22 protein-coding genes are annotated in these 26,926 nt (G+C 63.1%); 13 read left to right on the forward strand and 9 right to left on the reverse strand.

The genetic code is table 11. From position 1 onward, the window contains the following. The first annotated feature begins 240 nt into the window (after positions 1-240). From OXH74_RS01725 to OXH74_RS01765, 9 genes are all read left to right on the forward strand, one after another. Positions 241-1,455 (forward strand): CmpA/NrtA family ABC transporter substrate-binding protein, encoded by a 1,215-nt coding sequence (locus OXH74_RS01725; protein WP_375739817.1) that lies wholly within the window; start codon positions 241-243, stop codon positions 1,453-1,455. An 18-nt stretch (positions 1,456-1,473) separates the two neighbouring features. After that, positions 1,474-2,052: an ANTAR domain-containing response regulator gene (locus OXH74_RS01730; RefSeq protein ID WP_375739818.1), complete on the forward strand. Its 579-nt coding sequence runs from the start codon at positions 1,474-1,476 to the stop codon at positions 2,050-2,052. Positions 2,053-2,491: 439 nt separating this feature from the next. Then, positions 2,492-3,775 carry a CmpA/NrtA family ABC transporter substrate-binding protein gene (locus OXH74_RS01735; protein WP_375739819.1) on the forward strand — a complete coding sequence of 428 codons (1,284 nt, stop codon included), beginning with the start codon at positions 2,492-2,494 and terminating at the stop codon, positions 3,773-3,775. 15 nt (positions 3,776-3,790) lie between these two features. Next, entirely contained in the window at positions 3,791-4,648 is an 858-nt protein-coding gene (ntrB, locus tag OXH74_RS01740) for a nitrate ABC transporter permease (RefSeq protein ID WP_375739820.1), read from the forward strand. A gap of 67 nt (positions 4,649-4,715) precedes the next feature. Beyond that, positions 4,716-5,507, forward strand: coding sequence for an ABC transporter ATP-binding protein (locus tag OXH74_RS01745; protein WP_375739821.1), 792 nt, complete (start codon positions 4,716-4,718; stop codon positions 5,505-5,507). 360 nt (positions 5,508-5,867) lie between these two features. Beyond that, a complete protein-coding gene (locus tag OXH74_RS01750; protein ID WP_375739822.1) occupies positions 5,868-7,118 on the forward strand; it encodes an alginate export family protein in 1,251 nt (416 codons plus the stop codon). A gap of 685 nt (positions 7,119-7,803) precedes the next feature. After that, positions 7,804-8,370 (forward strand): methyl-accepting chemotaxis protein, encoded by a 567-nt coding sequence (locus OXH74_RS01755; protein WP_375741700.1) that lies wholly within the window; start codon positions 7,804-7,806, stop codon positions 8,368-8,370. Beyond that, positions 8,367-9,050: a hypothetical protein gene (locus OXH74_RS01760; RefSeq protein WP_375739823.1), complete on the forward strand. Its 684-nt coding sequence runs from the start codon at positions 8,367-8,369 to the stop codon at positions 9,048-9,050. The genes OXH74_RS01755 and OXH74_RS01760 overlap by 4 nt, the downstream gene beginning before the upstream one ends. Before the next feature lie 114 nt (positions 9,051-9,164). Next, complete coding sequence (locus tag OXH74_RS01765; RefSeq protein ID WP_375739824.1) at positions 9,165-10,316, forward strand: murein transglycosylase A; 1,152 nt, start codon at positions 9,165-9,167, stop codon at positions 10,314-10,316. A 160-nt stretch (positions 10,317-10,476) separates the two neighbouring features. Here the strand turns inward: OXH74_RS01765 and OXH74_RS01770 are convergent, their stop codons facing one another. Continuing rightward, complete coding sequence (locus OXH74_RS01770; RefSeq protein ID WP_215374522.1) at positions 10,477-11,427, reverse strand: phospholipase D family protein; 951 nt, start codon at positions 11,425-11,427, stop codon at positions 10,477-10,479. Between the two features lie 267 nt (positions 11,428-11,694). On the opposite strand from OXH74_RS01770, the gene OXH74_RS01775 reads away from it, so the two are divergent. After that, positions 11,695-12,057, forward strand: a complete 363-nt coding sequence (locus OXH74_RS01775) for a hypothetical protein (protein ID WP_375739825.1) — start codon at positions 11,695-11,697, stop codon at positions 12,055-12,057. Between the two features lie 460 nt (positions 12,058-12,517). Here OXH74_RS01775 and OXH74_RS01780 read toward each other — a convergent pair whose 3' ends face one another. The 8 genes from OXH74_RS01780 to glaH all read right to left on the reverse strand — a co-directional run bounded on the left by OXH74_RS01780 (position 12,518) and on the right by glaH (position 23,134). Continuing rightward, on the reverse strand, positions 12,518-12,910 hold the full coding sequence (locus OXH74_RS01780) for a GFA family protein (protein ID WP_375739826.1): 393 nt from the start codon (positions 12,908-12,910) through the stop codon (positions 12,518-12,520). Between the two features lie 481 nt (positions 12,911-13,391). Further along, a complete protein-coding gene (locus tag OXH74_RS01785; protein WP_375739827.1) occupies positions 13,392-14,051 on the reverse strand; it encodes a glutathione S-transferase family protein in 660 nt (219 codons plus the stop codon). A gap of 401 nt (positions 14,052-14,452) precedes the next feature. Continuing rightward, entirely contained in the window at positions 14,453-16,219 is a 1,767-nt protein-coding gene (locus OXH74_RS01790) for a diguanylate cyclase (RefSeq protein ID WP_375739828.1), read from the reverse strand. A gap of 189 nt (positions 16,220-16,408) precedes the next feature. Continuing rightward, on the reverse strand, positions 16,409-17,806 hold the full coding sequence (gene gabP, locus OXH74_RS01795; protein ID WP_375739829.1) for a GABA permease: 1,398 nt from the start codon (positions 17,804-17,806) through the stop codon (positions 16,409-16,411). Between the two features lie 149 nt (positions 17,807-17,955). After that, a complete protein-coding gene (gabT, locus tag OXH74_RS01800) occupies positions 17,956-19,233 on the reverse strand; it encodes a 4-aminobutyrate--2-oxoglutarate transaminase (protein ID WP_375739830.1) in 1,278 nt (425 codons plus the stop codon). A 38-nt stretch (positions 19,234-19,271) separates the two neighbouring features. Beyond that, positions 19,272-20,720 (reverse strand): NADP-dependent succinate-semialdehyde dehydrogenase, encoded by a 1,449-nt coding sequence (gabD, locus tag OXH74_RS01805; RefSeq protein WP_375739831.1) that lies wholly within the window; start codon positions 20,718-20,720, stop codon positions 19,272-19,274. A gap of 37 nt (positions 20,721-20,757) precedes the next feature. Continuing rightward, positions 20,758-22,008: an L-2-hydroxyglutarate oxidase gene (lhgO, locus tag OXH74_RS01810; protein WP_375741701.1), complete on the reverse strand. Its 1,251-nt coding sequence runs from the start codon at positions 22,006-22,008 to the stop codon at positions 20,758-20,760. A 148-nt stretch (positions 22,009-22,156) separates the two neighbouring features. Then, on the reverse strand, positions 22,157-23,134 hold the full coding sequence (gene glaH, locus OXH74_RS01815; RefSeq protein WP_375739832.1) for a glutarate dioxygenase GlaH: 978 nt from the start codon (positions 23,132-23,134) through the stop codon (positions 22,157-22,159). 194 nt (positions 23,135-23,328) lie between these two features. On the opposite strand from glaH, the gene csiR reads away from it, so the two are divergent. The 3 genes from csiR (at position 23,329) to OXH74_RS01830 (ending at position 26,846) form a co-directional block, all read left to right on the forward strand. Further along, a complete protein-coding gene (csiR, locus tag OXH74_RS01820) occupies positions 23,329-24,030 on the forward strand; it encodes a DNA-binding transcriptional regulator CsiR (RefSeq protein ID WP_215374552.1) in 702 nt (233 codons plus the stop codon). 237 nt (positions 24,031-24,267) lie between these two features. Further along, positions 24,268-25,605 carry a purine-cytosine permease family protein gene (locus OXH74_RS01825; RefSeq protein ID WP_375739833.1) on the forward strand — a complete coding sequence of 446 codons (1,338 nt, stop codon included), beginning with the start codon at positions 24,268-24,270 and terminating at the stop codon, positions 25,603-25,605. A gap of 65 nt (positions 25,606-25,670) precedes the next feature. Next, the gene (locus tag OXH74_RS01830) at positions 25,671-26,846 is read left to right on the forward strand and encodes a hypothetical protein (protein WP_375739834.1); all 1,176 of its coding nucleotides are present in this window, start codon (positions 25,671-25,673) and stop codon (positions 26,844-26,846) included. Positions 26,847-26,926 lie beyond the last annotated feature (80 nt).

A 26,926-nucleotide genomic window follows, 5' to 3' on the forward strand; every position in this document is an offset into this window, starting at 1 on the left:
GCATGCACAGGTCGCCGCTGCAGCAACCCGTTACTGACTCCACCTCCTGCTGAAGTTCGACCTGCGCTTCCCGTGACTGTGATTCCAGCGCCGTGACAGTGGCACCCCACTTGCTAGTGGATCAGCCGCAGAACTCTCTCCAACGGCGGAGTCAGTTCAAAGACGATGGCGTCGCTTCCGGCCACCAATCATCTGGTGTTCGGAGCGGCGCCTTTTTCGTTCAACGGCGGAACCAATCAAATGACTGATAACAGCAGTATCCGTGACGACTACCTGGCCTGGGTCGGCGGAAGCGACGCCCCTGAAAAAAGTGCGCTGAACCTGGGCTTCATGGCCCTGACCGACTCCGCCCCGTTGATAGTCGCCGCCACCCAGGGCTTCACCCAGCCTTACGGGCTGACCCTCAACCTGAAACGGCAGGCCTCCTGGGCCACACTGCGCGACAAGCTACTGTCCGGAGAACTGGATGCGGCGCAGATGCTCTACGGCCAGGTCTACGGCATCCACCTGGGCCTGGGGAGCACGGCAACCGACATGGCGATCCTCATGGGTCTGAGCCAAAACGGCCAGGCGATCAATCTCTCCGAACCCCTCAAGCAGGCCGGAGTGACCAGTGCCGAAGCACTGGCCGCTCACGTGCGCCAGGCTGGTGCAAAACTCACCTTCGCCCAGACCTTTCCCACCGGCACCCACGCCATGTGGCTGTATTACTGGCTGGCAGCCCAAGGCATCCACCCGCTGCATGACGTCAACACAGTGGTCGTGCCGCCCTCGCAGATGGTCCCCCACCTCAAGGCCGGGCGGATCGACGGATTCTGCGCCGGTGGACCCTGGGGCGGGCTGGCCGTGGAAGAGCGGCAAGGCTTCACCCTGGCCACCAGCCAGATGATCTGGGCCGACCACCCGGAAAAGGTGCTCGGCTGCACCCGCGAGTTCGTCCTGCAATATCCCAACACCGCACGCGCGCTGACCATGGCCGTACTGGAAGCCAGCCGCTTCATCGACGCCAACGTGGAGAACAAGCGCAGCACCGCACAACTGATCTCCGGCAGCGATTACGTCGACGCCCCGCTCTCGGCAATCCTGCCGCGCTTTCTCGGCCATTATGAGGACGGCCTCGGCTATGCCTGGCGGGACGCCCATCCGCTGCGCTTCTTTGCGGATGGCGAGGTGACCATGCCCTGGCTGTCGGACGGCATCTGGTTCATGACCCAGTTCCGTCGCTGGGGCCTGCTCCGGGACGACCCGGACTACCTCGGCATCGCCCGCCGGATTCATCAACTGGTGCTCTATCGGCAAGCCGCTGAAGCACTGGGCATCAGTGTGCCGAACCAGCCGATGCGCAGCAGCACCCTGCTCGACGGCAGCACCTGGGACGGCAGCGACCCGGTCGGCTACGCCCGCAGTTTTGCCCTTCATGCCCGCAGCCACCGCGCTGCAGCCACTGCCCTGTGACGGTTGGAGAAGCCTCCGATGCTACGTATTCTCCTGATCAACGACACGCCAAAGAAGGTCGGGCGCCTGAAGAACGCCCTGCTCGAGGCAGGCTTCGATGTCATCGACGAGTCCGGACTGACCATCGACCTGCCCGAGCGGCTCGAAGCGGTTCGCCCCGATGTAGTGCTGATCGACACCGAGTCCCCGGGCCGCGACATGATGGAACAAGTGGTCCTGGTCACCCGCGACCAACCTCGCCCCATCGTCATGTTCACCGATGACCACGACCCAGGCGTGATGCGCCAGGCCATCCAGGCTGGCGTCAGCGCTTATATAGTCGAGGGCATTCACGCCGAACGCCTGCAACCGATTCTCGATGTCGCCATGGCCCGCTTCGAGAGCGACCAGGCGCTGCGTGCCCAATTGCAGGTTCGCGATGCGCAGCTGGCCGAGCGCAAGCGCATCGAACTGGCCAAGGGGCTGCTGATGAAGATGAAGAACTGCAGCGAAGACGAGGCCTACACCCTCATGCGCCGCCAGGCCATGAGCCGCCAGCAGAAGCTGATCCAGGTGGCCGAGCAGGTCATCGCCACGCACGAGATGCTGGGCGCCTGAAGCCTGCCCCGTCCTGCCAGGGGCCAGGGAATGGCTCCTCTTCGCACGCCCATCACATCACTCCGCCACGCCGAACCAAAAGCGCACAGCACCTTCCAGGCGCGCACGCAAATAGCCCATTACCCCACGTCCCCCAACGGCGTTCAGTGCCCTGCGGATGCCAGCAGGATGGCTCTCGCCGCGTTTACAAGCATTTGATTTTCAAGGCATCGAGGGGCCCGAACGCCCTCGGCAGAGCCCACTGCCCCTGCCCGCTGGCAGGGCGATATGAGCCTCAGGCAAAACTGGCAAGGCCTTTGCAATTCCTCCTGCAGACTCCTGCGTAGCACGCCAACGGCGGCGGGCCGCGGATCACGGACAACGGCGTCCGCTCGAACACCTGCTTGGCAGGTGTTCTGGCGACGCCGTTTTTGTTTTGCCTCTTATCAAGGACAACTCCATGAGTGAGCGTGATTCCAAAGACCCGGTTAACAACAGCCGTCGCAACTTCCTCAAGCAGTCCATCGCCGTCGCCGGCACCGTCGGTGGTATCACCGCGCTGGGGCTCTCCGCCCCCGGCTTCCTGCGCAGCGCCGCCTGGGCCGCCGGCTCGGATGCGCCGGAAAAGGCTGCCCTGAAGGTAGGTTTCATTCCGCTGACCGACTGCGCCTCGGTGGTGGTCGCTGCCACCCAGGGCTTCGCTGCCAAGTACGGCCTCTCCATCACCCCGAGCAAGGAGGCCTCCTGGGCCGGCGTGCGCGACAAGCTGAACACCGGTGAACTGGATGCCTCGCACGTTCTCTACGGGATGATGTACAGCTCCCAGCTCGGTGTGGCCGGCCCGCAGAAGGACATGGCCGTGCTCATGGGCCTGAACCAGAACGGCCAGGCCATCACCTTGTCCAAGCAGCTCAAGGAAGCGGGCGTGACCAACGGCGAACAGCTCGCCGCGCACATCAAGAAAGGCGGCAATCCGCTGACCTTCGCCCAGACCTTCCCCACCGGCACCCACGCCATGTGGCTGTACTACTGGCTGGCCAGCCATGGCATCAACCCCATGAGCGACGTCAAGACCATCACCGTGCCGCCACCGCAGATGGTCGCCAACATGCGCGTCGGCAATATGGACGGCTTTTGCGTCGGCGAGCCGTGGGGCGCGCGGGCGATCTTCGACAAGATCGGCTTCACCGCCGTGACCACCCAACAGATCTGGGCCGACCATCCGGAGAAGGTGCTGGGCTGCTCGCGCGATTTCGTCGAGCAGAACCCCAACACCGCTCGGGCCCTGGTCATGGCCCTTCTCGACGCCAGCCGCTTCATCGAGGCCAGCGAGGAGAACAAGAAGGCCACTGCCAAGCTCATCTCCGGCAAGGCCTATGTCAACGCGCCGACGGAAGTCATCGAGCAGCGCTTCCTCGGCAACTATGAGGATGGGCTGGGCAACAGCTGGCAGGACAAGCACGCCATGGCCTTCTGCAAAGAGTGCAGCGTGAACTTCCCCTACCACTCCGACGGCATGTGGTTCATGACCCAGTTCAAGCGTTGGGGCCTGATCAAGGAAGACCCCGACTACGCCGCGGTGGCCGCCAAGGTCAACCAGACCAAGCTCTTCGCTGAAGCCGCCAGCGCCCTCGGCCTGCCCGTGCCGCTGACCCAGATGCGCAGCAGCACCCTGATCGACGGCAAGGTCTGGGACGGCTCCAACCCTGCCGCCTATGCCCAATCCTTTGCGATAAAAGCCTGATAGCGGAGGCCCAGAATGAACGCTCCCCTGATAACGCCACTGACCGTGGCCAACAAAGTCGCGCCCAGCGCGGCTCCGCGCCAGGCCCTGCCTGGCGCGGAGGCCTTGGCCACACTGGCGAAAGCCGTGATCGCGCCCCTACTCGGCATTCTGCTGTTCATCGGCGTCTGGGCCCTGGTCGCCGTGCGCAGCGAAGGCCTGCCGGGGCCGCTGTCCACCTGGTACTCGGCGCTGGAACTGTTTGCCGATCCGTTTTACGACAACGGCCCGAACGACATGGGCATCGGCTGGAACATCCTCCACTCGCTCGGCCGCGTCGGATTGGGCTTCGGCCTGGCGGCGCTGATTGGCATTCCGCTGGGCTTCGCCATCGGCCGCTTCACCTTCCTGGCCAAGATGCTCTCGCCGATCATCAGCCTGCTGCGTCCTGTCTCTCCGCTGGCCTGGCTGCCGATCGGCCTGCTGGTTTTCGAGGCCGCCGGCCCCGCCTCGATTTGGGTGATCTTCATCAGCTCGATCTGGCCGATCATCCTCAACACAGCGGCAGGCGTGGCCAGCGTGCCGCAGGACTACCTGAACGTGGCCAGGGTGCTGAAGCTCTCGGAGTTCAAGGTGCTGACGCGCATCCTCTTCCCCGCTGTGCTGCCACACCTGATGACCGGCATCCGCCTGGCCATCGGCGTCGCCTGGCTGGTGATCGTCGCTGCGGAAATGCTCACCGGCGGCACTGGCCTGGGCTTCTGGGTGTGGGACGAGTGGAACAACCTCAACGTCGAGCACATCCTCATCGCCATCATCATCGTCGGCCTCGTCGGCCTGGCGCTGGAGCAGAGCCTGGTGTGGCTGGCCAAGCGTTTCGACTACAGCAATTGAACATTCCTCCGGGAGCGAGCGGCATTCGCCAGCAAGCTGGCTCCTACCAAGAGCGGGAGAACCGTAAATGGACAAATTCGTGGAGCTGACCCGCGTCAGCAAGCATTTCGATACCCGCAAAGGCCGCTTCCAGGCCCTCTCGGACGTCAACCTGAACATCTCCCGTGGAGAGTTCGTCTCGCTGATCGGCCACTCCGGCTGCGGCAAATCCACCGTGCTGAACCTGATTGCCGGTCTGCTGGAGGCCAGCGAAGGCGGGCTGATCTGCAACGGCCGTGAGATCGACGGCCCCGGGCCGGAGCGTGCGGTGGTGTTCCAGAACCACAGCCTGCTGCCCTGGATGACCTGTTTCGGCAATGTTTTCCTGGCCGTGGAGAAGGTCTTCAGCGGCAAGGAAAGCAAGGCGCAGCTCAAGGAGCGCACCAGCGCCGCGCTGCACATGGTGGGCCTGGACCATGCCATGCACAAACACCCCAACGAGATCTCCGGCGGCATGAAACAACGGGTCGGCATCGCCCGCGCCCTGGCCATGGAACCCAAGGTGCTGCTGATGGACGAACCCTTCGGCGCGCTGGACGCCCTCACCCGCGCGCACCTGCAGGACGAGCTGTTACGCATCGTGGGCGAAACGCAAAGCACCGTGGTGATGGTCACCCATGATGTCGACGAGGCCGTGCTGCTATCCGACCGCATCGTGATGATGACCAACGGCCCCGCTGCCACCATCGGCGATATCGTGCAGGTCGATCTGCCCCGCCCGCGCGACCGCCTGAGCCTGGCCAACGATGCGCGCTACCACCAGTACCGCACCGCCGTGCTGGAGTTCCTCTATCAGCGCCAGCAACGCCCCGCGGCCTGAGCCCCAGCACCCTCCTCCAAGCCCGGCCTTGAGCCGGGCTTTTCTTCGTCCGCCGTTCCATGTCCGCGTCGCATCAACTCCAGGCCATGCCGATCGAACCTCCCGGCACCTGCACTTATTCAATGCGGAATGAACTAGGGCGGTGCATCGCTTAATCGCCAAGTGTTCTTAAAAACAAAACAAATACTTAACAATCAACAACTTGACCAAAGTGGCACGTTGCCTGCTATGACCCTCCCCGGTCAGCACAACGGCGTGTCTGCCACTCAACCGACAACGACGTCACCGTTCCCCCTCCACTCCAGGAGCGCGGGCACAGTGGCGTTTTTTTTGCGCAATTTGGCAAACAGGAAATCCGTTATGCGCATGAACAAGCTGTCCCTGCTGTCGCTGGCCGTTACCGCTACCACCTTCAGCCACGCCGCACATGCAGAGGATCTCGGCAATCTATTCACCCAGGGCAAGCCGATCCTCGACGCCCGCTACCGCTTCGAGAACGTCGACCAGGACAACGCCTTGCGTGACGCCAACGCCCAGACCCTGCGTACCCGCGTCGGCTTCCAGAGCGGCAAATGGTACGGCCTGTCCGGCCTTGTCGAAGTCGACAACGTCAGCCGCCTGGGTGACGCCGCCTACAACGACACCCGCAACGGCCAGAAGGAATACGCCATGGTCGTGGACCCGGACGGCACCGAGTTCAATCAGGCCCTGGTGCGCTACGACCACCAATACGGCAATGGCGTGTTCGGTCGCCAGCGCGTCAACCTGGACAACCAGCGCTTCATCGGTGGTGTGGCCTGGCGGCAGAACGAGCAGACTTACGACGGCGCGCTCGCCCAGCTGAAACCGCTCGACGGCCTGACCCTGACCTACGCCTACGTCGACAACATCAACACCATCTTCGGCCCGGACAACGGCCGTTACGACAATCGCACCAACCCGGCCAACATCGAAGGCCACAGTCACCTGATCAATGCCCAGTACGTGGTCATGCCGGAACTGACGGTGACGGCCTACAGCTACCTGCTCGGCCTGGACAACATCGCCGTGACCACCACCGCACCGCTGGGCAGCCTCTCCAGCAAAACCAGCGGCCTGCGCCTCAACGGTCTCGTCGCGGGCTTCAGCTACGCGTTGGAGTACGCGCAGCAGAAGGACTACGCCGACAACCCGGTCGACCTGGACAGCGAGTACTACCTGGCTGAGCTGGGCTACACGCTCAAAGGCGTGCAACTGAAGGGCGGCTACGAGGTGCTCGGTGGCGACAACGGCCCCGGCAACCACGCCTTCCAGACGCCCCTGGCAACCAAGCACATCTTCCAGGGCTGGGCCGACCAGTTCCTCACTACGCCCGCCGACGGCATCGAGGACGCCTATGTCGGCTTCACCGCGCCGCTGGCCGGCGGGACCCTGCAGGCCTGGTACCACGACTTCAAAACCGAGCGGAACAGTGACAGCTACGGCGATGAAATCGACCTGTCCTACGCCCATCCGATTCCGGGCGTGAAGGGCCTGGTCGGCCTGGCCAAGTACGCCAGCTACAGATCGGACGACGAGGCCCGCACCGTCGATACCGACAAGGTCTGGCTGCAATTGCAATACACCTTCTGACCTTTGCGAGCCCGCCAAGGGCATTGCAGCGGAGTGCGGTTGACGCCGCGCTCCGCCCCTTCAGAGCGAGACAATGAGCATGAGCGAGAGCCCTCCCCTGACGTACTCCCAGCGCGACCTCGACGCATCCGCTCTCGCGGCCGGGCCCCTCGGTCTGCTGTTTGAACCGGGCATCGCACTGCTGGCCAGTACCCCCGCGCCGGTGTGGTTGCCCATGGGCGCAGCCTTCGCGGCCTCCGCCCTCGCTTATGCCGGCCTGAATGGCGGAGCCTTCGGCTTGATCGTCGCCTCGCTCTACCTGGGCGCAGCCCTACACCTGCATCTGCGCCGCTGTCGCGCCAGCGAGAACTTCTGGTTCGAGGAACTGGCCCGGCTGTTGCGCGCGCGCGCCGATGCGGATTCCGCCGGCCTGCTGGTGCTTTGCAACGAGCAGCTGCGCGGCAGCGAGCGCCTTCACAGCGAGGCCCGCTTCGCGGGCCAGGCGCTGGAGCAACTGGCGCAAAAAGCACATGCCCAGGGCAGCGAACAGAGCCAGCGGGTCAGCATGATCGCCGCCGCCAGCGAACAGATCGAACGCAGCCTGGAGAGTGTCGAGGTCCTGGCCGAAGAAGCCCGACACGCCTTCTCCAGCGCCCTCGCCCAAGGCGAAGAAGGCCGCCAGGCAGCGCAGGATCTGGGCGTCGGGATGAGCGAGATACGCGATAGCCTCGGCAACACCGCCCAGGCCGTGAAACACCTCCTGCACAGCACCGCCCTGGTCGAGCAATCGGTGCAGGGAATCCAGGACCTTGCCAAGCAGACGCAACTGCTCGCCCTCAACGCCTCGATCGAGGCAGCCCGAGCCGGTGAGCAAGGCCGTGGCTTCGCGGTGGTGGCGGAGGAAGTCCGGCGGATGGCGTCCGCAACCGATGCAACAACGCGTGACATCACCGGCGCGGCAACCTCCATTGCGACGGCCGTTCATCAGGTGGATCGCGAGGTTGGCCACCACCGGGAGCTGCTCGAGCGCGGCAGCGAGCACAGCTATCGGTTGGCCGTCAGCCTCGACCGCCTCGCCCAGCGCAGCCAGGAGAATCTGCAAAGCTTCAGCAGCATGCAGCACGCGCTGGGCGACCATCACCAGGCCAACCAGGACCTGTGTGAACAGTTACAGCAGATCAGCGACAGCCTGCAGGCGCAGAGCGTGCAGACCCGCAGCCTGCACGACCTGACCCGCCACTTGGCGCGCTTGACCGGCGAGGCCGCGCGATGACCGAACAATCCATTCAAACCTTGTTGCCCCTGGGTCTCCTGATCCTCGGCTGCACGATTGCGATGCTCGCTGGCCGAGCGAAATGGCATCGCAACGAACAGGAACTGAACCAAATGCTGCTGCGCGGCCTTGAGCTATTGCAGGGCGTCCAGCGTCATCGCGCCCTCGGCGGGCAGACTGGCCGTGAAGCCGTGCAGCGCTGCCAGGAACTGGCTGCACAACTCGGCCCCGCGTGGCGTGATTGGGCGGACAAAGCACATCTCCTGACCTGGAACGATTTGCAGCGCGCGCCGAGTGATTTCGAAGGACACTGCCGCCTCCTCGAACGCTTGCTCGGGCGTATCCAACATCTGGAATATCGGCGCTGCCACCTGCTCAAGACCGCGCCGGCGATCGCCGAACGTTGCTGGCAAGTCGAAGACCTGGGGCGCCTGCGCGGTCTCTCGATACGCGCAGCAGCACAGCAGCAATGCCCTTTGGAACTGCGCATCCAGTTGCAGTACTTGCACGACCGCCTCCAAACCGACGCGGATCGCCCCTTGCACGAAGCCCTGACGCGCCTGCGCCATGAACTGCTCCGAGAGGGCGAACCGGGCATCCAGCCCGCGCAGCTCTATGCCCTGCTCACACCACTGATCGATAGCCGCATCGAGGGGATTCGCCGGACGCTGGGCCACTAGTTGGCGCGAGATCGAGAGCCGCTCAACCTGGGCGTGGCGGACCACGGCGTTTGACGCCACGCGTGGGTTTCACCAAGCTACCCGCCTTGATTCGTCCACCAGGAACACCACCACGTGACTGCCCCCTTCTTCCGCTGGGGCCGGCTATTGCTGTGCTCGGCCCCCCTCATTGCCCTGCTGGCGGGATGCGACGGCGACAAGCCCAGCCCCCCGCCGCCGAAAGTATCTCCCTACGCCAAAGCCGCCTGGAGCGACTTGCCCGCCACCGGCGATCAAGACCTCATCAGCGGCTTCAACGCCTGGCGCTCGGCCTGCGCACGACTGGCCAAGGACCCGATCTGGGCCGCGCCGTGCAGCACCGCTGCCACCGTGCCGGCAAGCGCCGAGCCGATTCGGACCTTCCTCAGCGCGCAACTCGACGTCTATAGCCTGCGCTCGGCCAAGAACAGCGCGCAGGGCTTGATCACCGGCTATTACGAGCCCGTCTACCCGGGCAGCCTGGAGCGCAGCGAGCACACCCAGGTGCCGGTCTATGGCATCCCCGACGACATGATCGTCGTGGCGCTCGACAGCCTCTACCCCGAGCTAAAGGGCAAGCGCTTGCGTGGTCGCCTCGAAGGGCGCGTACTCAAGCCTTATGACGATGCAGCCACCATCCGCAGCCAGGGCGTGAACGCCCCGGTGCTGGCCTGGCTGAGCGACCCGATGGACCTGCAGTTCCTGCAGATCCAGGGCTCCGGTCGCATCCAGCTGGACGATGGCCGGCAGCTGCGCGTCGGCTACTCGGACCAGAACGGCCACCCATACCGGCCCGTGGGCCGCTGGCTGGTCGAGCAAGGTCAGCTCAAGCGGGAAGAAGTGAGCATGGGCAAGATTCGAGAATGGGCCCAGGCCAACCCTGAGCGCGTGCCGGAGCTATTGGCGAGCAACCCCAGCTATGTGTTCTTCACCCAGAACCCCGACAGCAACGAAGGCCCACGTGGGTCGCTCAACGTGCCGCTGACGGCCGGCTACAGCGTGGCCATCGACCGCAAGGTGATTCCGCTTGGCAGCCTGCTCTGGCTGTCGACCACACGACCGGATGGCAGCCCTGTGACCCGGCCCGTAGCCGCCCAGGACACTGGCGGCGCCATTGCCGGCGAAGTCCGCGCCGACCTGTTCTGGGGCACTGGCGCCGAGGCCGGTGAACTGGCGGGCAACATGAAGCAGCAAGGACAGATCTGGATGTTGTGGCCAAAAGGCGCCGCGTTGCCCAACGCCCAGTGAGGGCGTTGGATCAAGCGGCGAGCCTGGCCCCCTAGGTGGAGAACCGCTGAGCGGATACTCCACCGTACAAGGCCCTCTATCCAGCTCGCTGACGCGGATGGACTGTAGCAGCGAGCGCTGCTGGCACCCGGCAACCAACGCCGGCAGAGCAGATCGTCCGTCAGTTGATGAAGCGGGCGATATCGGCGCGATTGAGCTCGGTCCGGCTCTCTTCGTACCAGGACGGAATGGCTTCCTTGAGCCGGTCCTTGGCACCTTCAAGCTTGAACGGCATGGTGTAGCGCTTCTTGCGATAGGCGTAGATGTAGTAAACGCCGTCGCGATAGAGGATGCGGTCGAAGGTGTAGAAGCCGATGTGCGAGCCATTGCAGCGGGCCGTCAGCACGACGTCGCCCTCTTCGTACGGCAATGCTCCTTCGGCGCATTCGTAGGTGAAGAACTCCCGAACGTCGTCCCAGGCAACGCCATCACTGCTGGACTTGAGGTACTTGCGCGCTTCGTCCTCGGACGCTTCGGAATGGTCGCTGTACCAGATGAACAGCGGAATGCTCTGGTTGGAGTCATCCCCCAGCCAGCTTTCGCTGTCCAGGTATTCCGATGTCCGCGCCAGACCCGCCTGCATACGGCGGTGGTTGACCCGATATTCCTCCAGCGCATCCTCGAATGCCTGGGAATGACTGCAAGCCATGACGCCGTCAGTTGCCTTCAGGGCTTGGACCTTGTCCATATAGGCCTGGTAGAGATCGGCATCCTGTATGACCACGCAGGTATCACGAACCAGGCTGAGACCAACCTGGGTGAGATTGGCGCTGCCCACGATCACGACGTCAGGCTCGATCAGGTAGAGCTTCCAGTTGACGCTGCCCTGGTAGCGAAAATCCACCGACAACGAAAGCCCCTCATCGGCCTCGTTCACGCAAAAGTCGATGAAGTCCGGCGAAGTGAACGAGTTGATGCTGCCGACAACGATATCCAGTTGGTTGCCATTCTCGCGCAGTGCGCCGAGCAGGGGCTCGGTGCCGCTCGCGAAGGCGGAAACGATCGTGATCCTCTTGTCGACCAGTTCACTGAGGTAACCCTCGAGGTTGTCTTGGTGATCCAGGATTTCCATACAGTCTCCAGCAAATTAAGTCCTGCAGATGGCGCATTTTCGCACGGGCGCGGTCCTGAATTCTTGTTTTTCCTGACGGAGAGTGTGTGGTTCTTGTTTCCCCAATGGGAAATCCTGCGTTGACAACAGCGACTGAAGCCCGAAAAGCACCAGAGGATGCACGGCAACGCACCGACGAAGGGACAGTGCCAGGGCTTTGGGGGTCGTCAGGTCAAACCTATAATGAAAATGCGGGGCAACAGTGGGGGACGGCGTGGAGGACTGGCCATGCGTATCCTCAAATTCCTGTTCCTGATCTTCGCCTGCTTAGTGGCAGGCCAGGCCCTCGGTCAGCAACCCTGGACCAGCAGCAACGGCAGCGGCGAGATGATGTTGGCCTGGAATGGCGGCGGTCACGGCGCCCGCTTCCACCGTCCCTACTACGGCCACAAGTATTACGCCCCGCGCCACAGGGGCTTCAAGCATCATCACCATCCGCGAGTCATCATCTCGCCACATGTGGGATTCGTCATCGGGCCACAGCCTTACTACTACGATCGCTACTACTACCCCCATCGCCCACGGGTGGTGATCCAGTATTACGACCCGCGCTTTGGCGTGTTCTTCGGCACCGAGTTCAGGAACTACTGATAGCGTGCAGCGCCCTTTGCGAAGAATCACAAGGGCGCTGGCCGGCGCTCACCACTGAAGCGGCCCAACCTGGGAAAAAAGACAAGTCGGGCCGCGTTGCTTGCTGATCACTTGCCCTCCCCTCCAAGCCTGCCTGTCCTGCGCCCCAATTGGCAGGAGGCGCGATTGCGCCTGATGGTATATGAGAAGCAGCGGATGCTCCTGCAGCCTGCTGCCGAGGTGGTGGCGAGGCTGAAAACCAAAGCACCGCCGAGGGGCGGCGCTTTCTTTGTGGAATGCGATGAGAGGAGCGAAGCCCGACGGGCTCGGGTGCTGATGGTTGCTTACCCGTCGACTTCAAGCGGCGAATTACAGCCTGGGCCAGCAGCGGACGTAGCCTTATCGCAGCAGCGGTGACGATAAGGGAGCTCATTGCTCCGGCCCAACTGCTGCAGAGGCTACTTCGCACCGTTCGTGCCACCTACTCCTCAAAGCGACTCGTGGCGTCACGATCGCGCTCGTATCGTCTCGCCAGCGGAAACGGCGGCAACCAGGACTCGCGACGGATGATCCAGCTTTCGTAGGTTGGCATCAGTTGGTCAGGGGCATCCAGGGATCCCAGGTTCACTTCGATTTCGTCGGCAGTGCGTGCGAACACGGACGAGCCGCAGTGGGGACAGAAAAACCGCCCGGCATAGTCGCGTGTTTCACCTTCAATCGTCACCGCATCCTGAGGGAATACCGCGGATGCGTGAAAAAGCGCCCCATGATGCTTGCGGCAGTCGAGGCAGTGACAAAGGCCGACCCGGTATGGGAGTCCCGACGCCACAATTCGGACGTTGCCGCAAAGGCAACCGCCCCTGAATCGCTCCATGCTGCGTCTCCTCTAAATTCAAGCGATCGGAATGTTTACGACGAACCCCATCGGGCATCCATGAAAGATGCGCCAGCCTTTTCGGCTGTAGGCTTTACAGCGTCGAGAAAATGAACCTTCGACTGCGCATGCCGAACTCTTGTGAGCAGCATGTCGAGATCTATAAAGCCAGCGTCCACGATGCTCTACCCACCGGGTCACGACGGGGCCATTCCGCGACGCTGCGACGCTAGAGCATCTGGTTGATGGCTACCGCAAGGCCGGTCTTCCCGAGTGACGCGCCGACGTGACCTCGCCGACGGCCATTATCGGTGGCTGTAAAATTAGCAGCTAAACGACTGCAAAGGCCGACTTCTGCCGGTCATGCCTGACAGAGATCGGTCAGGAGCGACGCTTCAGATTCACGGGCCGCTTGGCCGCTCCGGCTGTGAGCGGAAGCGTCAGCCGCGCAAAACGCAGGCCCCACCGTGCGCGGAGGAGCTCAATCCCGGTCGGGCGCACCGAGCGGGAAGAGCGGGCGGTATGGGCGAGCTTCATCGACGGCCCGGGCGAACGAGGGGCGTGCCAGCAGGCGCGTACGATACGCTCGAAGCACGGGGTAGACATCGGAGATGCGGTGCGTCCAGTCGGCGTAGAAAAGCGACGGCGCCGCCGCACAGTCAGCCAGCGTGAAATCTTCACCCGCCGCCCACAGCCTGTCGGCCAGATGCCCTTCGAGCCAGGCGTACGCGCGCTCAAGCTTCTCCACTGCAGTCTCGAGACCGTCCCGGCGCTTCGCCGCGTCGCCCGTCAGAGCCCCACTGACCGCATGTTGCACCGGGCTCATCACATGGAGGTCGAAGAAGCGATCAAGGAAGCGCACGTCCAGGGCCGCCATCGGTTCGGTTGGCAACAAACGCAAAGCCCCCCCATGCGCCAATTGCAGATACTCGATGATGATGCTCGTCTCGGCGATGCTGCGCTCGCCATCGAGCAGCACCGGGAACTTGCCCAGGGGCCACAGCCGCAGCCAGTCCGCCGAGTGCTGTGGCGTGTCCGGCCCAAGGCAGCGAAACTCGAACGGCGTATTGTTCTCGTACAGCGCGATAAGGGCTTTCTGCGTGTACGACGAGAAAGGATGACCGTAGAGCACGAGCGACATAGCTAGACCACCTGTTTCTGAGCACTTGCCAATCGCAACCGCATTCCGCTTGCAGGCGATGCACCGATGAAGGAATGCCCAGCCTTGCTCCGGACCTTCATGTCAGCCTTAGCCTAGACGCGGATGGCTTGGAGGCAACCGAACCGTTCACGAATGACAGGCTACAGCCCCTTCGGAATGCAGTCCCCAGTCACTCTCAGGTCGTGCCGTTTCCGCTGCCTATCTGACATTGAGATCGATGGAGTGAATGGCGGCAACGGGTCGACTCAAACCGCTCTCGAATAGCGAGGCAGCCTGGATCTGCCTTGGTGGACAACACTCTTCCTGTCTACCGGCTCTCCAAGAGGCCCACTTCGGGGCGAGGTCATTTGCCAATGAACTCGCACCCGCAGGATCGGTGCTCAATAGCACTCGATGCGGTTGCGACCGCCGCGTTTGGCGCGGTACAGCGCCATGTCGCTCCGCGACAGTGCGGACTCGGCGGTGGCGTCATTGGCGTCGATGGCCGTAATGCCGACACTGATGGCCAGGGGGATTCGCTCTTGGTCGTGCAGCACGGGTGACTCGGCGAGTTCGTGCTGGATGCGCTGGGCGAAGGTCTTGGCCTCGTCAATATTCGCGTTGCTCAGCACCACTGCGAACTCTTCGCCCCCCATCCGGCCAGCGGCATCGGTCTTGCGCAGCTGCGCACACAGAATCCCTGCGAAATGGCGCAAAGCCTGATCGCCGACGGAGTGGCCCCAGCGGTCGTTGATTGACTTGAAATGATCCAGGTCGAACATGAGGATGGCTGCGCAATGGCCTGCGGAGCGCTGCACCCGGGCCAGTTCGACTTCGAGCTGATGCATGAAATGCCGGCGGTTGGACAGCTGGGTAAGGAAGTCCGTAGTGGCGAACACCTGCAGCTCGGCCTCGATCTGCTTGCGTTCGGTGATATCGGTGATGAAGCCGTGCCAGAGCACACCACCGTCCTCCAACCCCCTGGGGCGCGCGTCGCCCTGGCGCCAGAGGATCCCCTGCCCCGGCAGCTGCACACGGTACTCGAGGTGCCAGGGTGTCAGGTCGTTCGCGGAGACTTCGAAGGAAGCCAGGTATCGCGGCAAGTCGTCCGGGTGGATGATTGCATGCAGCGCCTCCGCGCTTCCGGCCAGTTGCTCCGGCGTGAGTCCGTAGATGTCCTGAACCCCGGCACTGACATAGGAGAAGCGCGAGGTGCCGTCCGGCTGCCGACGGTACTGGAAGACCATGCCCGGAATCTCATTGGTCAGGTCGGTCATCAGCTCGGCGGTCTGCTGCACCCGCTCCGACAGGGTGCGCATGGCGGTGATGTCCGTGGTGGTGCCGATCATGCGCAATGGTTTGCCGGCCCCATCGCGCTCGACGACCTTGCCACGGCTGCAGACCCATTTGTAGCTACCGTCCCGGCAACGGATGCGGTGCTCCACTTCGTACGCGTCGGTTCGCTGCTCGAAGTGAGCCAGGATGGTCGCTCTCACATAATCGAGGTCCGCCGGGTGGACACGGGTGTAGCTCTCCTCGATGCGATTGCCGACTTCGTGCTCGGCATACCCCAGCATCGCTTTCCAGCCGGTGGAGTAATGAATCTCGCCGGTCGCCACGTTGCGGTCCCAGATACCGGTACCGCTTCCGGCCATGGCGAGCGCCATGCGCCTTTCGCTTTCGCGCAATGCATCGAGTTCCCGCTGGAGGTGGGTGTGCGCCTCTTCCCGCGCAAGCATGTCAGCTGCCAATTGGGCGAGTTCGCGAAACAGGTGCTGCTGAGTTGCGTCCAGTTCACGAGGTTGGTCGTGCAGCAGGCACAACATGCCGAGCAGGCCGCCATCCGGGCCCCGTAGCGGGCAACCGGCAAAAAAACGCACATGGGGAGCAGCCACTACCAGGTCGTGATCACGGAAGCGCTCGTCGCAATGGGCGTCAGGGACGACAAGGAGCGCGTCGGCGCCCCCCCAGGGCTTGCCAAAGCAACCAATCCGGGATGCATTGCTGAAGGCCATGCCGTCGCAAGTCCTGACCTGTTGCTGGTTTTCGACGCCAGTCGTGACCAACACAGCCATGACACCGAAATGGCATCTGGTCAGGCGTGCCAGACCATCGAATCGCTCATCGTTGGCGCTCTCCGGCACCTTGAGAGAGTACAAGGGCTGCATCTGGACTCTGCTTCGCCAGGACTGTAATGAGCCGCCTGGCGCGTATCGGCCATAGGAGCCTGCAGTCTACCCATAATGGCGATCTAACGTCATGACCCCAGAGAAACTGCTGATAGCTTTGTAGGGGGATTCTCTTCAAGACCTATCAGACACGTAGCCCGGACTTCAGTCCGGGCTACGTTTGCAGGATCAGCGCTCAGATACCTGCAAATTACCCACAACGCTTTCCTCTTTCGCGCGGCGGCGGGTCACCAGCAGGCCGGAGCACACCACGAGGATGCTGAGCACGGCGGTGGCAAGGACTTCGATGCGGTGGTCCGGACGGAACAGCATCACCACCAGCACACTGACGATGAAGGCAATCACGCCCCAGGTCAGCCAGGGGTACAGCCACATGCGGTATTGAATCGGCTTGCCCTCGGCGATCATCCGCTTGCGCATGCGCAGTTGCGAGATGGCGATGACCAGGTACACCAGCAGGGCGATGGCGCCGGAGCTGGCCATAAGGAAGCCGAACACCTTGGCGGGCACCAGGTAGTTGGCGATCACGGTCAGGAAGGCGGCGGCGGTGGACAGCAGCACGGCGTAGATCGGGGTGCCGGTGGTGGTGGTGACGCGCGCGCAGGCCGGTGCATCGCCGCGACGGCTCAGGGAATAGAGCATGCGCGAGGCGGTGTAGAGCGAAGAGTTGAGGCAGCTGGTCACCGAGGTCAGCACGACGACGTCGATGATGGCCTTGGCGTGCGGCACTCCGAGGGTGTCCAGTACGGTGACGTAGGAGCCTTCGGTGGCCAGGCGCGGATCGGTCCAGGGCACCAGGGCGACGACAATGAAGATCGACAGGATGTAGAACAGGGTAATCCGCCAGATCACCGAGTTGGTGGCCTTGGAGATCTGCTTCTCAGCCGCATCGGACTCGGCCGCGGCAATGGTCACCACTTCCGCGCCGAGGAAAGAGAACATGGTGATCAGCATGGCGCTCAGCACTGCACCGAAGCCGTTGGGCATGAAACCGCCGGTGTCCCACAGTCGTGAAACGCCGCTGACACCCGTGTTCGGCAGCAGGCCGAGGATGGCGCAGGCACCGAGGATGATGAAGCCGACGATCGCCGCCACCTTGACCAGCGCCAGCCAGAACTCGAACTCACCGTAGTTCTTCACGCTGAACAGGTTAGTGGCTGTGAGCAATAGGGTGATCACAAGCGACAACACCCAGATATCCAGTTGCGGTACCCAGGTGTTGATGATGGTGGCCGCGATGTTGGCTTCGATGGGGATGATCAGGACCCAGAACCACCAATAAAGCCAGCCGATGGTGTAGCCGGCCCACTTGCCGATGGCTTGATCGGCATAGGTGGAGAAGGAGCCGCTATCCGGCGAGGCGACGGCCATTTCGGCCAGCATGCGCATCACCAGGACGACCAGCGCACCGGCGAAGATGTAGGCCAGGATGGTGGCCGGACCGGCTTCGGCGATGGCGCGGCCGGAACCGACGAAGAGGCCGGCACCGATGACACCGGCGATGGACAGCATGGTGACATGCCGCGATTTCAACCCATGACTCAGGTTGTTCTTGTGAGTCTGCATGGCATTACCTTTGTTGTTGTCATGCCCGTGAGAGCAGCGTCGGCACCCGCAGGAGCCTGACGCGAAATCAAAAAAAGCCCGTCCTGCCCGGGACGGTTTCCGGGGCAGGGACGGGTTGAGCAATAGACCAGGGGTGACGCTCGGAAGCCTTAAGCCAGTTCGTCGAAGCACTCGCCAATAATGGCCAGGCCACGCTCGAGGTCGACGTCGCTGACAGTCAGCGGCACGAGGATCCGCAGGACGTTGTAGTAGGTGCCGCAGGACAGCAGGATCAGGCCCTTCTCGCGCGCCTTGGCGACAATCTTGCCGGTCAGCTCGGCCGCTGGCTTGGCCAGATCGCCGCCTTCGAACAGCTCGACTGCGACCATCGCGCCCAGGTTGCGAACCTCGACGATGCTGGCATGGCGCTCGCCGATCTTGCGCAGGCCAGTGGTGAGGATTTCACCCACGGACTTGGCACGGTCCAGCAGCTTTTCGTTCTCGAAGGCTTCGATAACCGCCAGGGCCGCGGCGCAGGAAACCGGGCTACCCGCGTAGGTGCCGCCCAAGCCGCCTGGGGCAACGGCGTCCATGGCCTCGGCACGGCCAGCGACACCGGCCAGCGGGAAGCCACCGGCGATGGACTTGGCGAAGGTGGTCAGGTCCGGGGCTACCCCCATCTGCTCCATGGCGAAGAAGGTTCCGGTACGGCCAGCGCCGGTCTGCACTTCGTCGGCGATCAGCAGGATGCCGTGCTGGTCGCACAGGGCGCGCAGGCGGGCCATGAAGTCCTTGGGCGCGACGTTGAAGCCGCCCTCCCCTTGCACCGGCTCGAGGATGATCGCAGCGATGTCGCTGGGAGCGGCGTCGTTCTTGAAAATGCGCTCGATGCTGGCCATGGCCTCGTCGACCGAGATGCCATGCAGGGCGTTCGGATACTGCGCGCGGTACACGCCGCCCGGCATCAGGCCCATGCCCGCGGAGTACGGCACCACTTTGCCGGTCAGCGACAGGGTGTATTGGGTACGGCCGTGGTAGGCGCCGGTAAAGGCGATCACGCCGTTGCGGCCAGTGGCGGCGCGGGCGATCTTGATCGCATTTTCCACCGCTTCGGCGCCGGTGGTGACCAGTAGGGTCTTCTTCTCGAAGTTGCCCGGCACCAGCTGGTTGATCTTCTCGGCCAAGGTCACGTAGGGCTCGTAGCCGAATACGTGGAAGCAGGTGTGGGTCAGTTTCGCCAGTTGCTCCTGCACGGCAGCCATGACGCCCGGGTGCAGGTGGCCAGTGTTGAGCACGGCGATGCCGCCGGCGAAGTCGAGGTACTCACGACCCTCGACGTCCCACACGGTGGCGTTCTCGGCGCGCTCGGCGAATACCTGGTGGATCTGGCCGACGCCACGGGGAATGGCAGCCATGCGGCGTTGTTGCAGGCTCTGGTTGGTGTTCATTTTCGCTCCAATTGACGCTTGATGAATGTCCGCCGTGATTACACGCCGATGCACAGGTATTTGATTTCCAGGTAATCCTCGATGCCGTACTTGGAGCCTTCACGGCCCAGGCCTGAAGCCTTGATGCCGCCGAATGGCGCGACTTCGTTGGAAATGATCCCGGTGTTGATGCCGACGATGCCGTACTCCAGCGCTTCGCCCACGCGGAACACGCGGCCCAGGTCGCGGGCATAGAAGTAGGCGGCCAGGCCGTACTCGGTGTCGTTGGACATGGCGATCACGTCGGCCTCGTCCTTGAAGCGGAACAGCGGCGCCAGCGGGCCGAAGGTTTCTTCCTTGGCCACGGCAGCGTTGTTCGGCACATCGATCAGGATGGTCGGCTCGAAGAAGGTGCCGCCCAGGCTGTGCGGGTTGCCACCGGCGACAACCTTGGCGCCTTTGCTGACCGCGTCCTGGATGTGCTCCTGGACCTTGGCCACGGCCTTCTCATCGATCAGCGGACCGGTGGTGACGCCAGCCTCCAGGCCGTTGCCGATATTCAGGCGGGCGACAGCGGCCTTCAGCTTGTCGACGAAGGCGTCGTACACGCCATCCTGCACATACAGGCGGTTGGCGCAGACGCAGGTCTGGCCGTTGTTGCGGTACTTGGAGACCAGCGCGCCTTCGACAGCGGCGTCCAGGTCGGCGTCATCGAAGACGATGAAGGGCGCGTTGCCGCCCAGTTCCAGGGACACCTTCTTGATGTCCTTGGCGCATTCGGCCATCAGCTGGCGGCCGATTTCGGTGGAGCCGGTGAAGGTCAGCTTGCGTACGATCGGGTTGCTGGTCAGCTCGCCGCCGACTTCGCCAGCGCTGCCAGTGACCACGCTCAGCACGCCTTTCGGGATGCCGGCGCGCTCGGCCAACTCGGCCAGAGCCAGGGCGGAATAAGGGGTCTGCGAGGCCGGCTTGAGCACCATGGTGCAGCCGGCAGCCAGCGCCGGGCCGGCCTTGCGGGTGATCATCGCCGAGGGGAAGTTCCACGGGGTGATGGCAGCGGTGACACCGATCGGTTGCTTGATCACCATCAGGCGCTTGTCGGCCTGGTGGCCGGGGATCATGTCGCCATAGACACGTTTGGCCTCTTCACCGAACCACTCGAGGAAAGACGCCGCATAGGCGATCTCGCCGCGGGACTCCACTAGTGGCTTGCCCTGCTCCAGGGTCATCAGGCGAGCCAGGTCTTCCTGGTGCAGCATCATCAGTTCGAACCAGCGGCGCAGCTTGTTGGCGCGCTCTTTGGCAGTCAGCGCACGCCAGGCCGGCAGGGCGCGCTCGGCGGCCTCAATGGCGCGGCGGGTTTCGGCCGCGCCCATCTTCGGCACGCTGCCGATGATTTCGCCGGTAGCCGGGTTGTTCACCTTGAGGGTCTGGCCGTTGTCGGCATCGACCCAGGCGCCATCAATGTAGGCCTGCTGGCGGAACAGGTTGGAATCGTTGAGTTGCACGCTTGTCATCCTCATGTGTCGGGGCGGTGACGTCGGCTCAGCCGGCGGCCCGCTGGTTGTTATGAGTGGCTGGCTTTACGAAGGCAGCGCCCTGGCTGGCGATCTGCTCGCGGACCTTCTCGACGATGTACGCGCCGATCGGGATGGCCGAGGTGGCGGCAGGTGACGGCGCGTTGCACACGTTCACGCTGCGCGCGGTGTTGACGAACAGGAAGTCGTCGATGAGCTTGCCCTCGCGGGAGACCGCCTGGGCACGCACGCCGGCCGGGTATTCGGTGAGATCGCTCTTGGTGATGCTGGGGCAGTACTTCTGTACTTCCTTGAGGTAGCCGCCCTTGAACAGGGAGTTTTTCATCTCGATCAGGCCGGGACGCAGGTTCTTCGCCAGCACCTTGAGGATGCCGGGCGAGGTCAGGGTCTCGAACATGTCGGAGAGGGAGATATCGGACTTGCGATAGCCCTCGCGCTTCATCGCCAGCACCGCATTGGGGCCGACGGTGACGGTGCCGTCGATCATCCGGGTCAGATGCACGCCGAGGAACGGCATGGACGGGTCGGGGATCGGGTAGATCAAGTGGTTGACGATCTGGTTGTGCTGCTTTGGCAGCAGGTAGTACTCGCCACGGAAGGGGCAGATGATGAACTGCGGTTCGACGCCGAGCATGCGCACGATGCGGTCGGCCATCAGCCCGGAGCAGGTCACCAGGTAACGGCCACGGAATTCGTCGGTGGTGGTGCGCACGACCACTTCGTCGGCGCGCTCGTCGAGGGCGACCACTTCGGCGTTGTAGCGGATCTCGCCACCGGCGGCCTGGAACTCGCGGCCCATGGCGGCGGTGACTTCGGCATAGCTGACGATGCCGCTGGAGGGCACGAAGATGCCACCCATGCCGACGATGTTCGGCTCGCGCTCACGCAGTTCGGCCGCCGACAGCCATTCACGCTTAAGGCCGTTGGCTGCGGTGCGTTCCCAGAGCGCGTGCATCCGCTCCATTTCCAGCTCGTTGGTGGCCACCAGCAGCTTGCCGCACTCGTCGTAACGGATGCCGTGCTTGTCGCAGAAAGTCTTGGTGGCCTTGTTGCCTTCCAGGCAGAAGCGCGCCTTGAGGCTGCCCGGGGTGTAGTAGACGCCAGCGTGGATCACACCGCTGTTGTGGCCGGTCTGGTGACGGGCCGGGCCGGATTCCTTCTCCAGCAGGAGAATCTTCGCGTCCGGGTAGACCTGGGTCAGTTGCATGGCCGTGGACATACCCACGATGCCGCCGCCGATGATGATGAAGTCGTACACAGCCATTACCTCGCGCACTGGCGTAGCTGAAAACTGCCTGCAGGAGCGGGCTTGCTCGCGAATGTCCGTGCGCGGGACCTTCGCGAGCAAGCGCGCTCCTACAACTGTTGCGCGCGGCGAAGGGCAACCCTCCGCCGCGCTCCATTGATTATTGACCGCGCTGGTACATCGGCTTCTGGAAGCTGATGTAGCCACGCTGGCGCATCAGCTCACGACGCAGGCCTTCGTGCGGGATGAAGCGGTCGCGACCGTGCAGCCAGAACAGGTTGTTGATCAGCAGGAAGCTGCCCACCGGCACCGGGATCGACAGTTTCTGATCGCTGCCCTCGATGGATTCCGACAGGGCGTGCAGCCAGACGCCTTCCTCGAAGTTGGCCGGCTGCACGAACTGGTCGATGTAGCGCATGGTCGGGCGGCCTTCGGCGTCGATGTCGAACACCGAGTGGAACACGTCCTTGGTGGTGTTCTTGCTCGGCGGCGCAGTCCAGCGCATTTCACGGCGAGCCAGCGGGTGGGTGAAGAACGCGTCCAGATCTTCCCAGTCGTCCAGGTGCAGCAGCAGGGAGTTGCCGCCTTCCATGTTTTTCTCGTCGATCTTCAGCATCAGCACGTAGTCGGTGATCTGGTCGACGAAGGTACCGTCGTTGTGCAGCTCCATCACGCGGTGCGGCTGGCGCAGGTAGCTGTCGGAGTTATCGGTGTTCACCACCACGAAGCGGGCGTAGTACTGGCCACTCATGGCATCGAAGTTGGAACGACCGATCAGGTGTGCACAGGCGGTGGTGAACTTCACCATGTCCTCGGCCTGGGAAACGTCATCCAGGCCTTCAGGCTTGATCAGCATCCCGCCGGTGGAACGGCCGAGGATGGTGTTCAGCAGGACCGGGCGCAGGGTGCCTTCGCACAAGTCATCGAGAATCTGGCCAACGCGGAAGCGCAGGAAGGATTTGTACTCCAGCGCCTGGACCGGCCACTCGGCCACGGCCTTGACGAAAGCTTCGACCGTTTCGCGGGCGAAGGTCAGCTCGAGGAGGCGGGGCGACTGCTTCGAGGGTGTGACGGTGTAACCCCGGGTCTCGAGCGGCAGTGGCATCACAAGGTCCTCGATCTTCGTAAAGGCATTCATGGCGGTGTCCTGACATTGGTGTTGGATTTCGCCGTCCAGCAATGATCTGGATCAGGCGGGCGATTCAAAAATATCGCCACCAAGGAAAAATGTCTACATTTTTATTAAACGAATTCAAAACGCACGTTTGTCTATTGTTTTTCGTCTATACGACGTTTGGGTATGATCCGCAAAACGCTTTGAGGAACAGGACCTTGGAAGCTCTCGCTCCCCGTCAAAACTCAGCATTCAGCGGATATGAGTGGCTCAAGCAGGACATCATCCGTGGCGTGTTCAAGCCCGGAGAGAAGCTGCTGATGAGTGCCCTGAAGGAACGCTACGACCTGGGCGTCGGCCCTCTGCGTGAGGCGCTGTCGCAACTGGTAGCCGAGCACCTGGTGGTCGCCATCAGCCAGAAGGGCTATCGCGTCGCCCCGATGTCACTGGAAGAAATGAAGGACATCTACGATGCCCGCGCCAATCTGGAGGCGATGATCGTCAGCCTGGCCATCGAGCGTGGCGACGACGCCTGGGAGGCTTCGGTGCTGGCCAGTTCGCACACGCTGGCCAAGGTGATGGAAGTGAAGACCCGTGAGCAGCGCCTGGATATCTGGGACGAACGCCACAAGGCGTTCCACTCTGCCATCGCCTCCGGTTGCGGCTCCAAGCATCTGCTGCAGGCGCGCACCTACCTGTTCGACCAGGCCGAGCGCTACCGCCACCTGTGGCTGACGCAGACGGTGTTCTCGGAACAGGCCCTGGAGCTCAAGCGCCAGGAGCATGCCTCACTGGTCGAGGCCATCCTTGCCCGTGACGCAAAGCGCGCCAGCGAGATGATGCGCAGCCACCTGATGACGCCGGTACCGATCATTGCTGAGATCATGCAGGCGGGTGGCCTGGGTAACGCAGCGCGCTGATTGGAATGTTCTTGGGGCCGCTGCGCGGCCCTTTGCGAATGAATTCGCCCCCACAGCAAAAACTCGCCCCGAGCACAGCACCATCGGGGGAGTGAATTCATTCACGGAGATGGCCAACGGCGTGCCCTGACCTGTACACCCAAGCGCAAAAACCCATGCGCCAAACGCAAATTCAGCTCGACCGGATTTCCTTACTGTTTCGGAGCCTCTCACTCCAACAACAAGAAAGGTACGGTCATGGCTGGTGCACTCTCGAACAACGATTCATCCCCTGAACAATCCCAAGGCGCAGTGCCGGACTCTCAGCGGCTCAGCCGTGGCTCATTGACGATGGCCTGGTGGGGCATTTGCAGTGCGATGTTCTACCTGGTGGTCGCCGCCGCCCTGGCCATGGGCTACGGTACGGTGAACGCCATCATCGGCCTGGTGCTGTCGGTGATCAGCTACGGCGTGATCAATGCGGTCATCACCCGTCACGCCATCGCCACCGGGCTGTCGGTGGCACAGTTCTCCCAGGTGCTGTTCGGCAAGACAGGCGCGGCGCTGGCCACGCTGATCTTCAGCGCCACGGCGATCTATTACAGCGTCTTCGAAGGCTCGGTCATGGCAGTGGCGCTGCAGCACTACTTCCCCGCCATCGGCCTGCATGCGGCCTTCCTGTTGGTGGTGTGCTACAGCGTGCTGCTGATCTTCGGCAACGCCATGCGCTGGCTCGACAAGCTCAACGGCGTGCTGCTGCCCTTCTACCTGCTCGGCCTGGTGGCAGCGGTGGCAATGGCCATCGCCGAATATGGCTACTCGCCCGCCTGGCTGGCCATGGCACCGGCAGGTGGGCCGGTCGAGCACGGCTGGTGGAACTGCTTCACCTACTTCATGGGTGTGTGGGTGCTGATGATGTACACCTGGGACTACGCCCGCTTCGGGCGCCAGGAAGACAGCAACTATCACGCCCGCTTCAACTTCGGCATGCCGTTCTATGCCGTGGCCTTCCTGCTCAACGGTCTGGTGGGCATTTTCCTCGCCGCCACCATTCCGACCGAGGGCGGCTTGAGTGAAGTCTCGGTGGTGCTGGCGATCATCAAGCTGATGGGCCTGGGCGGCCTCCTATTCGTCTGGATCAGCCAGACGCGTATCAACACCGGCAACTTCTTCCTCGCTGCCACCAACATGCAAGCCTTCTTCGCCCACCTGGGCCTGGCGCGAGTGCCCTATGTCGTCTGGGCGCTGTTGAGCGGCGTGGTGGTCTACCTGTTGATGTTGCTCGACGTGTTCAGCTACATCCTCCAGGCGCTGGCCTACCAGAGCATCTTCATTGTCGGCTGGGTGGCGATCACTCTGGCGCACATCCTCTTCTCGCGCACCGCGCAGTACCGCCTCGACGGCTTGCCAGCCTTCCGCGCCCGCGGCCTGCTCGCCTGGTTCATCTCGGCGTCGGTCGGTATCGCCCTGCACATCAGTGGCAATGCCGACCTGGCGACCAGCTCTGCGCCGGCAGCCTTCCTGGTGGCCTTCGTCGGCTACCTGGCAGTGCCCGTGCTGTTCCGCCGAGCCCTGCCCCAGGGCGATCTCGGCTGATACCCCCGGCCGCCTCCGGGCGGCCCTTTACTCCGCAACCCACAACAAGAACACCGGAGCGGTCAATGAACCTGCAACACACTCGGCTTAACTCGATTCTTGCAACCCTGCTCGCCGTCGGCCTCGTCCTGCCAGCCAGCGCCGTGGAAATTACCGACAACCTAGACCTCGGCGGTGCCATCCGCGGGCGCCTGGACTATGACCCGGATCGGGACCTTTCCAAGTTCAGCTTCGATACCTTCTTCCTCACGGCGGACTACCATTCCGACACCTGGATCGCCGCCGCCAAGTACCGTTTCTACGGCGATGCCTACCCGTTTGACTACACCGACAAAGTGGGCGATATCTCCTTCGCCGAGTACGCCTGGGTTGGCTACAAGTTCTCCCCTGAGCAGCAGCTGCAGGTGGGCCAGACGGCGATTCCCTTTGGCCTGCTGCCCTACTTCGGCAGCACCTTCTTCGAAAGCCTAGGCAACGTGATCGGCCTGGAAGACACCCAGAACATTGGCTTCAAGTACCTGCAACAGAGCGGCGACTGGGATTTGCAGGCGGCCTACTACCCGATCCCCGCCGAGCAGGGCGAAGGCACCAGCCGAGGCGGCCGCACCTATGGCACCAGCGTGGCCACGGCCGATGATTATGTGGTCGACGGCAGCGACAACCACGAGAAGGACATCTTCGTCGGGCGCCTGGCGCGGGAATTCGAGGGCGGCGGCTGGAAATCGGAAATCGGCCTCTCGGGCCTCGCCTCGACGCTGGAGAACCAGGACACCGACCGCGACGGCCATCGTTACACCGCCGCTCTGCATTTCTCCGGCAAGCACGGCCCTTGGGGCGTACAGGCCCAGGCGGCAAGGCAGCAGATGACCCCGAAGAATCCGGGCGACGACCGCCTGGTAACCTTCGGTAGCTTCGACGGCACCTTCAACGTCGCCGCCAAGGGCAACCTCTATCTGGCCGACCTCAGCTACGACATCGCCGGGCAATACGGTTGGCTGTCGGGTATCAAGGTCTACGCCAACTACAGCCTGTTCGACAAGGATGAAAGTGCCTTCCAGGACTCCCAGCGCTTCATCGCCGGCAGCTCCTTCAGCTTCGGCCCACTGTGGATTGCCCTGGAATGGCTGCACGGCAAGAACGACCCGTACATTGGGGGCAGCAGCTACACCCAGAGCCTCGGGGCCGGCGGCAGCGACCGCTGGGAAAACCAGCTCTACAGCAACATTGGGTACTACTTCTAGCCACCCGACCTGAGCCCGATTGCTGGCGAAGACGCAGGCCCCATCCGCGAGCAAGCTCGCTCCTACGTGGAATGCGCCCC

The organism is Metapseudomonas boanensis (assembly GCF_042232855.1).
GTDB classification, from domain to species: domain Bacteria; phylum Pseudomonadota; class Gammaproteobacteria; order Pseudomonadales; family Pseudomonadaceae; genus Metapseudomonas; species Metapseudomonas boanensis.

Bases quoted from the DNA above. Each gene is read 5' to 3' on its own strand.
- OXH74_RS01725 (WP_375739817.1), top strand. From the start codon at position 241: ATGACTGATAACAGCAGTATCCGTGACGACTACCTGGCCTGGGTCGGC.
- OXH74_RS01730 (WP_375739818.1), top strand. From the start codon at position 1,474: ATGCTACGTATTCTCCTGATCAACGACACGCCAAAGAAGGTCGGGCGC.
- OXH74_RS01735 (WP_375739819.1), top strand. From the start codon at position 2,492: ATGAGTGAGCGTGATTCCAAAGACCCGGTTAACAACAGCCGTCGCAAC.
- ntrB (WP_375739820.1), top strand. From the start codon at position 3,791: ATGAACGCTCCCCTGATAACGCCACTGACCGTGGCCAACAAAGTCGCG.
- OXH74_RS01745 (WP_375739821.1), top strand. From the start codon at position 4,716: ATGGACAAATTCGTGGAGCTGACCCGCGTCAGCAAGCATTTCGATACC.
- OXH74_RS01750 (WP_375739822.1), top strand. From the start codon at position 5,868: ATGCGCATGAACAAGCTGTCCCTGCTGTCGCTGGCCGTTACCGCTACC.
- OXH74_RS01755 (WP_375741700.1), top strand. From the start codon at position 7,804: ATGAGCGAGATACGCGATAGCCTCGGCAACACCGCCCAGGCCGTGAAA.
- OXH74_RS01760 (WP_375739823.1), top strand. From the start codon at position 8,367: ATGACCGAACAATCCATTCAAACCTTGTTGCCCCTGGGTCTCCTGATC.
- OXH74_RS01770 (WP_215374522.1), bottom strand. From the start codon at position 11,427: ATGGAAATCCTGGATCACCAAGACAACCTCGAGGGTTACCTCAGTGAA.
- OXH74_RS01775 (WP_375739825.1), top strand. From the start codon at position 11,695: ATGCGTATCCTCAAATTCCTGTTCCTGATCTTCGCCTGCTTAGTGGCA.
- OXH74_RS01780 (WP_375739826.1), bottom strand. From the start codon at position 12,910: ATGGAGCGATTCAGGGGCGGTTGCCTTTGCGGCAACGTCCGAATTGTG.
- OXH74_RS01785 (WP_375739827.1), bottom strand. From the start codon at position 14,051: ATGTCGCTCGTGCTCTACGGTCATCCTTTCTCGTCGTACACGCAGAAA.
- OXH74_RS01790 (WP_375739828.1), bottom strand. From the start codon at position 16,219: ATGCAGCCCTTGTACTCTCTCAAGGTGCCGGAGAGCGCCAACGATGAG.
- gabP (WP_375739829.1), bottom strand. From the start codon at position 17,806: ATGCAGACTCACAAGAACAACCTGAGTCATGGGTTGAAATCGCGGCAT.
- gabT (WP_375739830.1), bottom strand. From the start codon at position 19,233: ATGAACACCAACCAGAGCCTGCAACAACGCCGCATGGCTGCCATTCCC.
- glaH (WP_375739832.1), bottom strand. From the start codon at position 23,134: ATGAATGCCTTTACGAAGATCGAGGACCTTGTGATGCCACTGCCGCTC.
- OXH74_RS01825 (WP_375739833.1), top strand. From the start codon at position 24,268: ATGGCTGGTGCACTCTCGAACAACGATTCATCCCCTGAACAATCCCAA.
- OXH74_RS01830 (WP_375739834.1), top strand. From the start codon at position 25,671: ATGAACCTGCAACACACTCGGCTTAACTCGATTCTTGCAACCCTGCTC.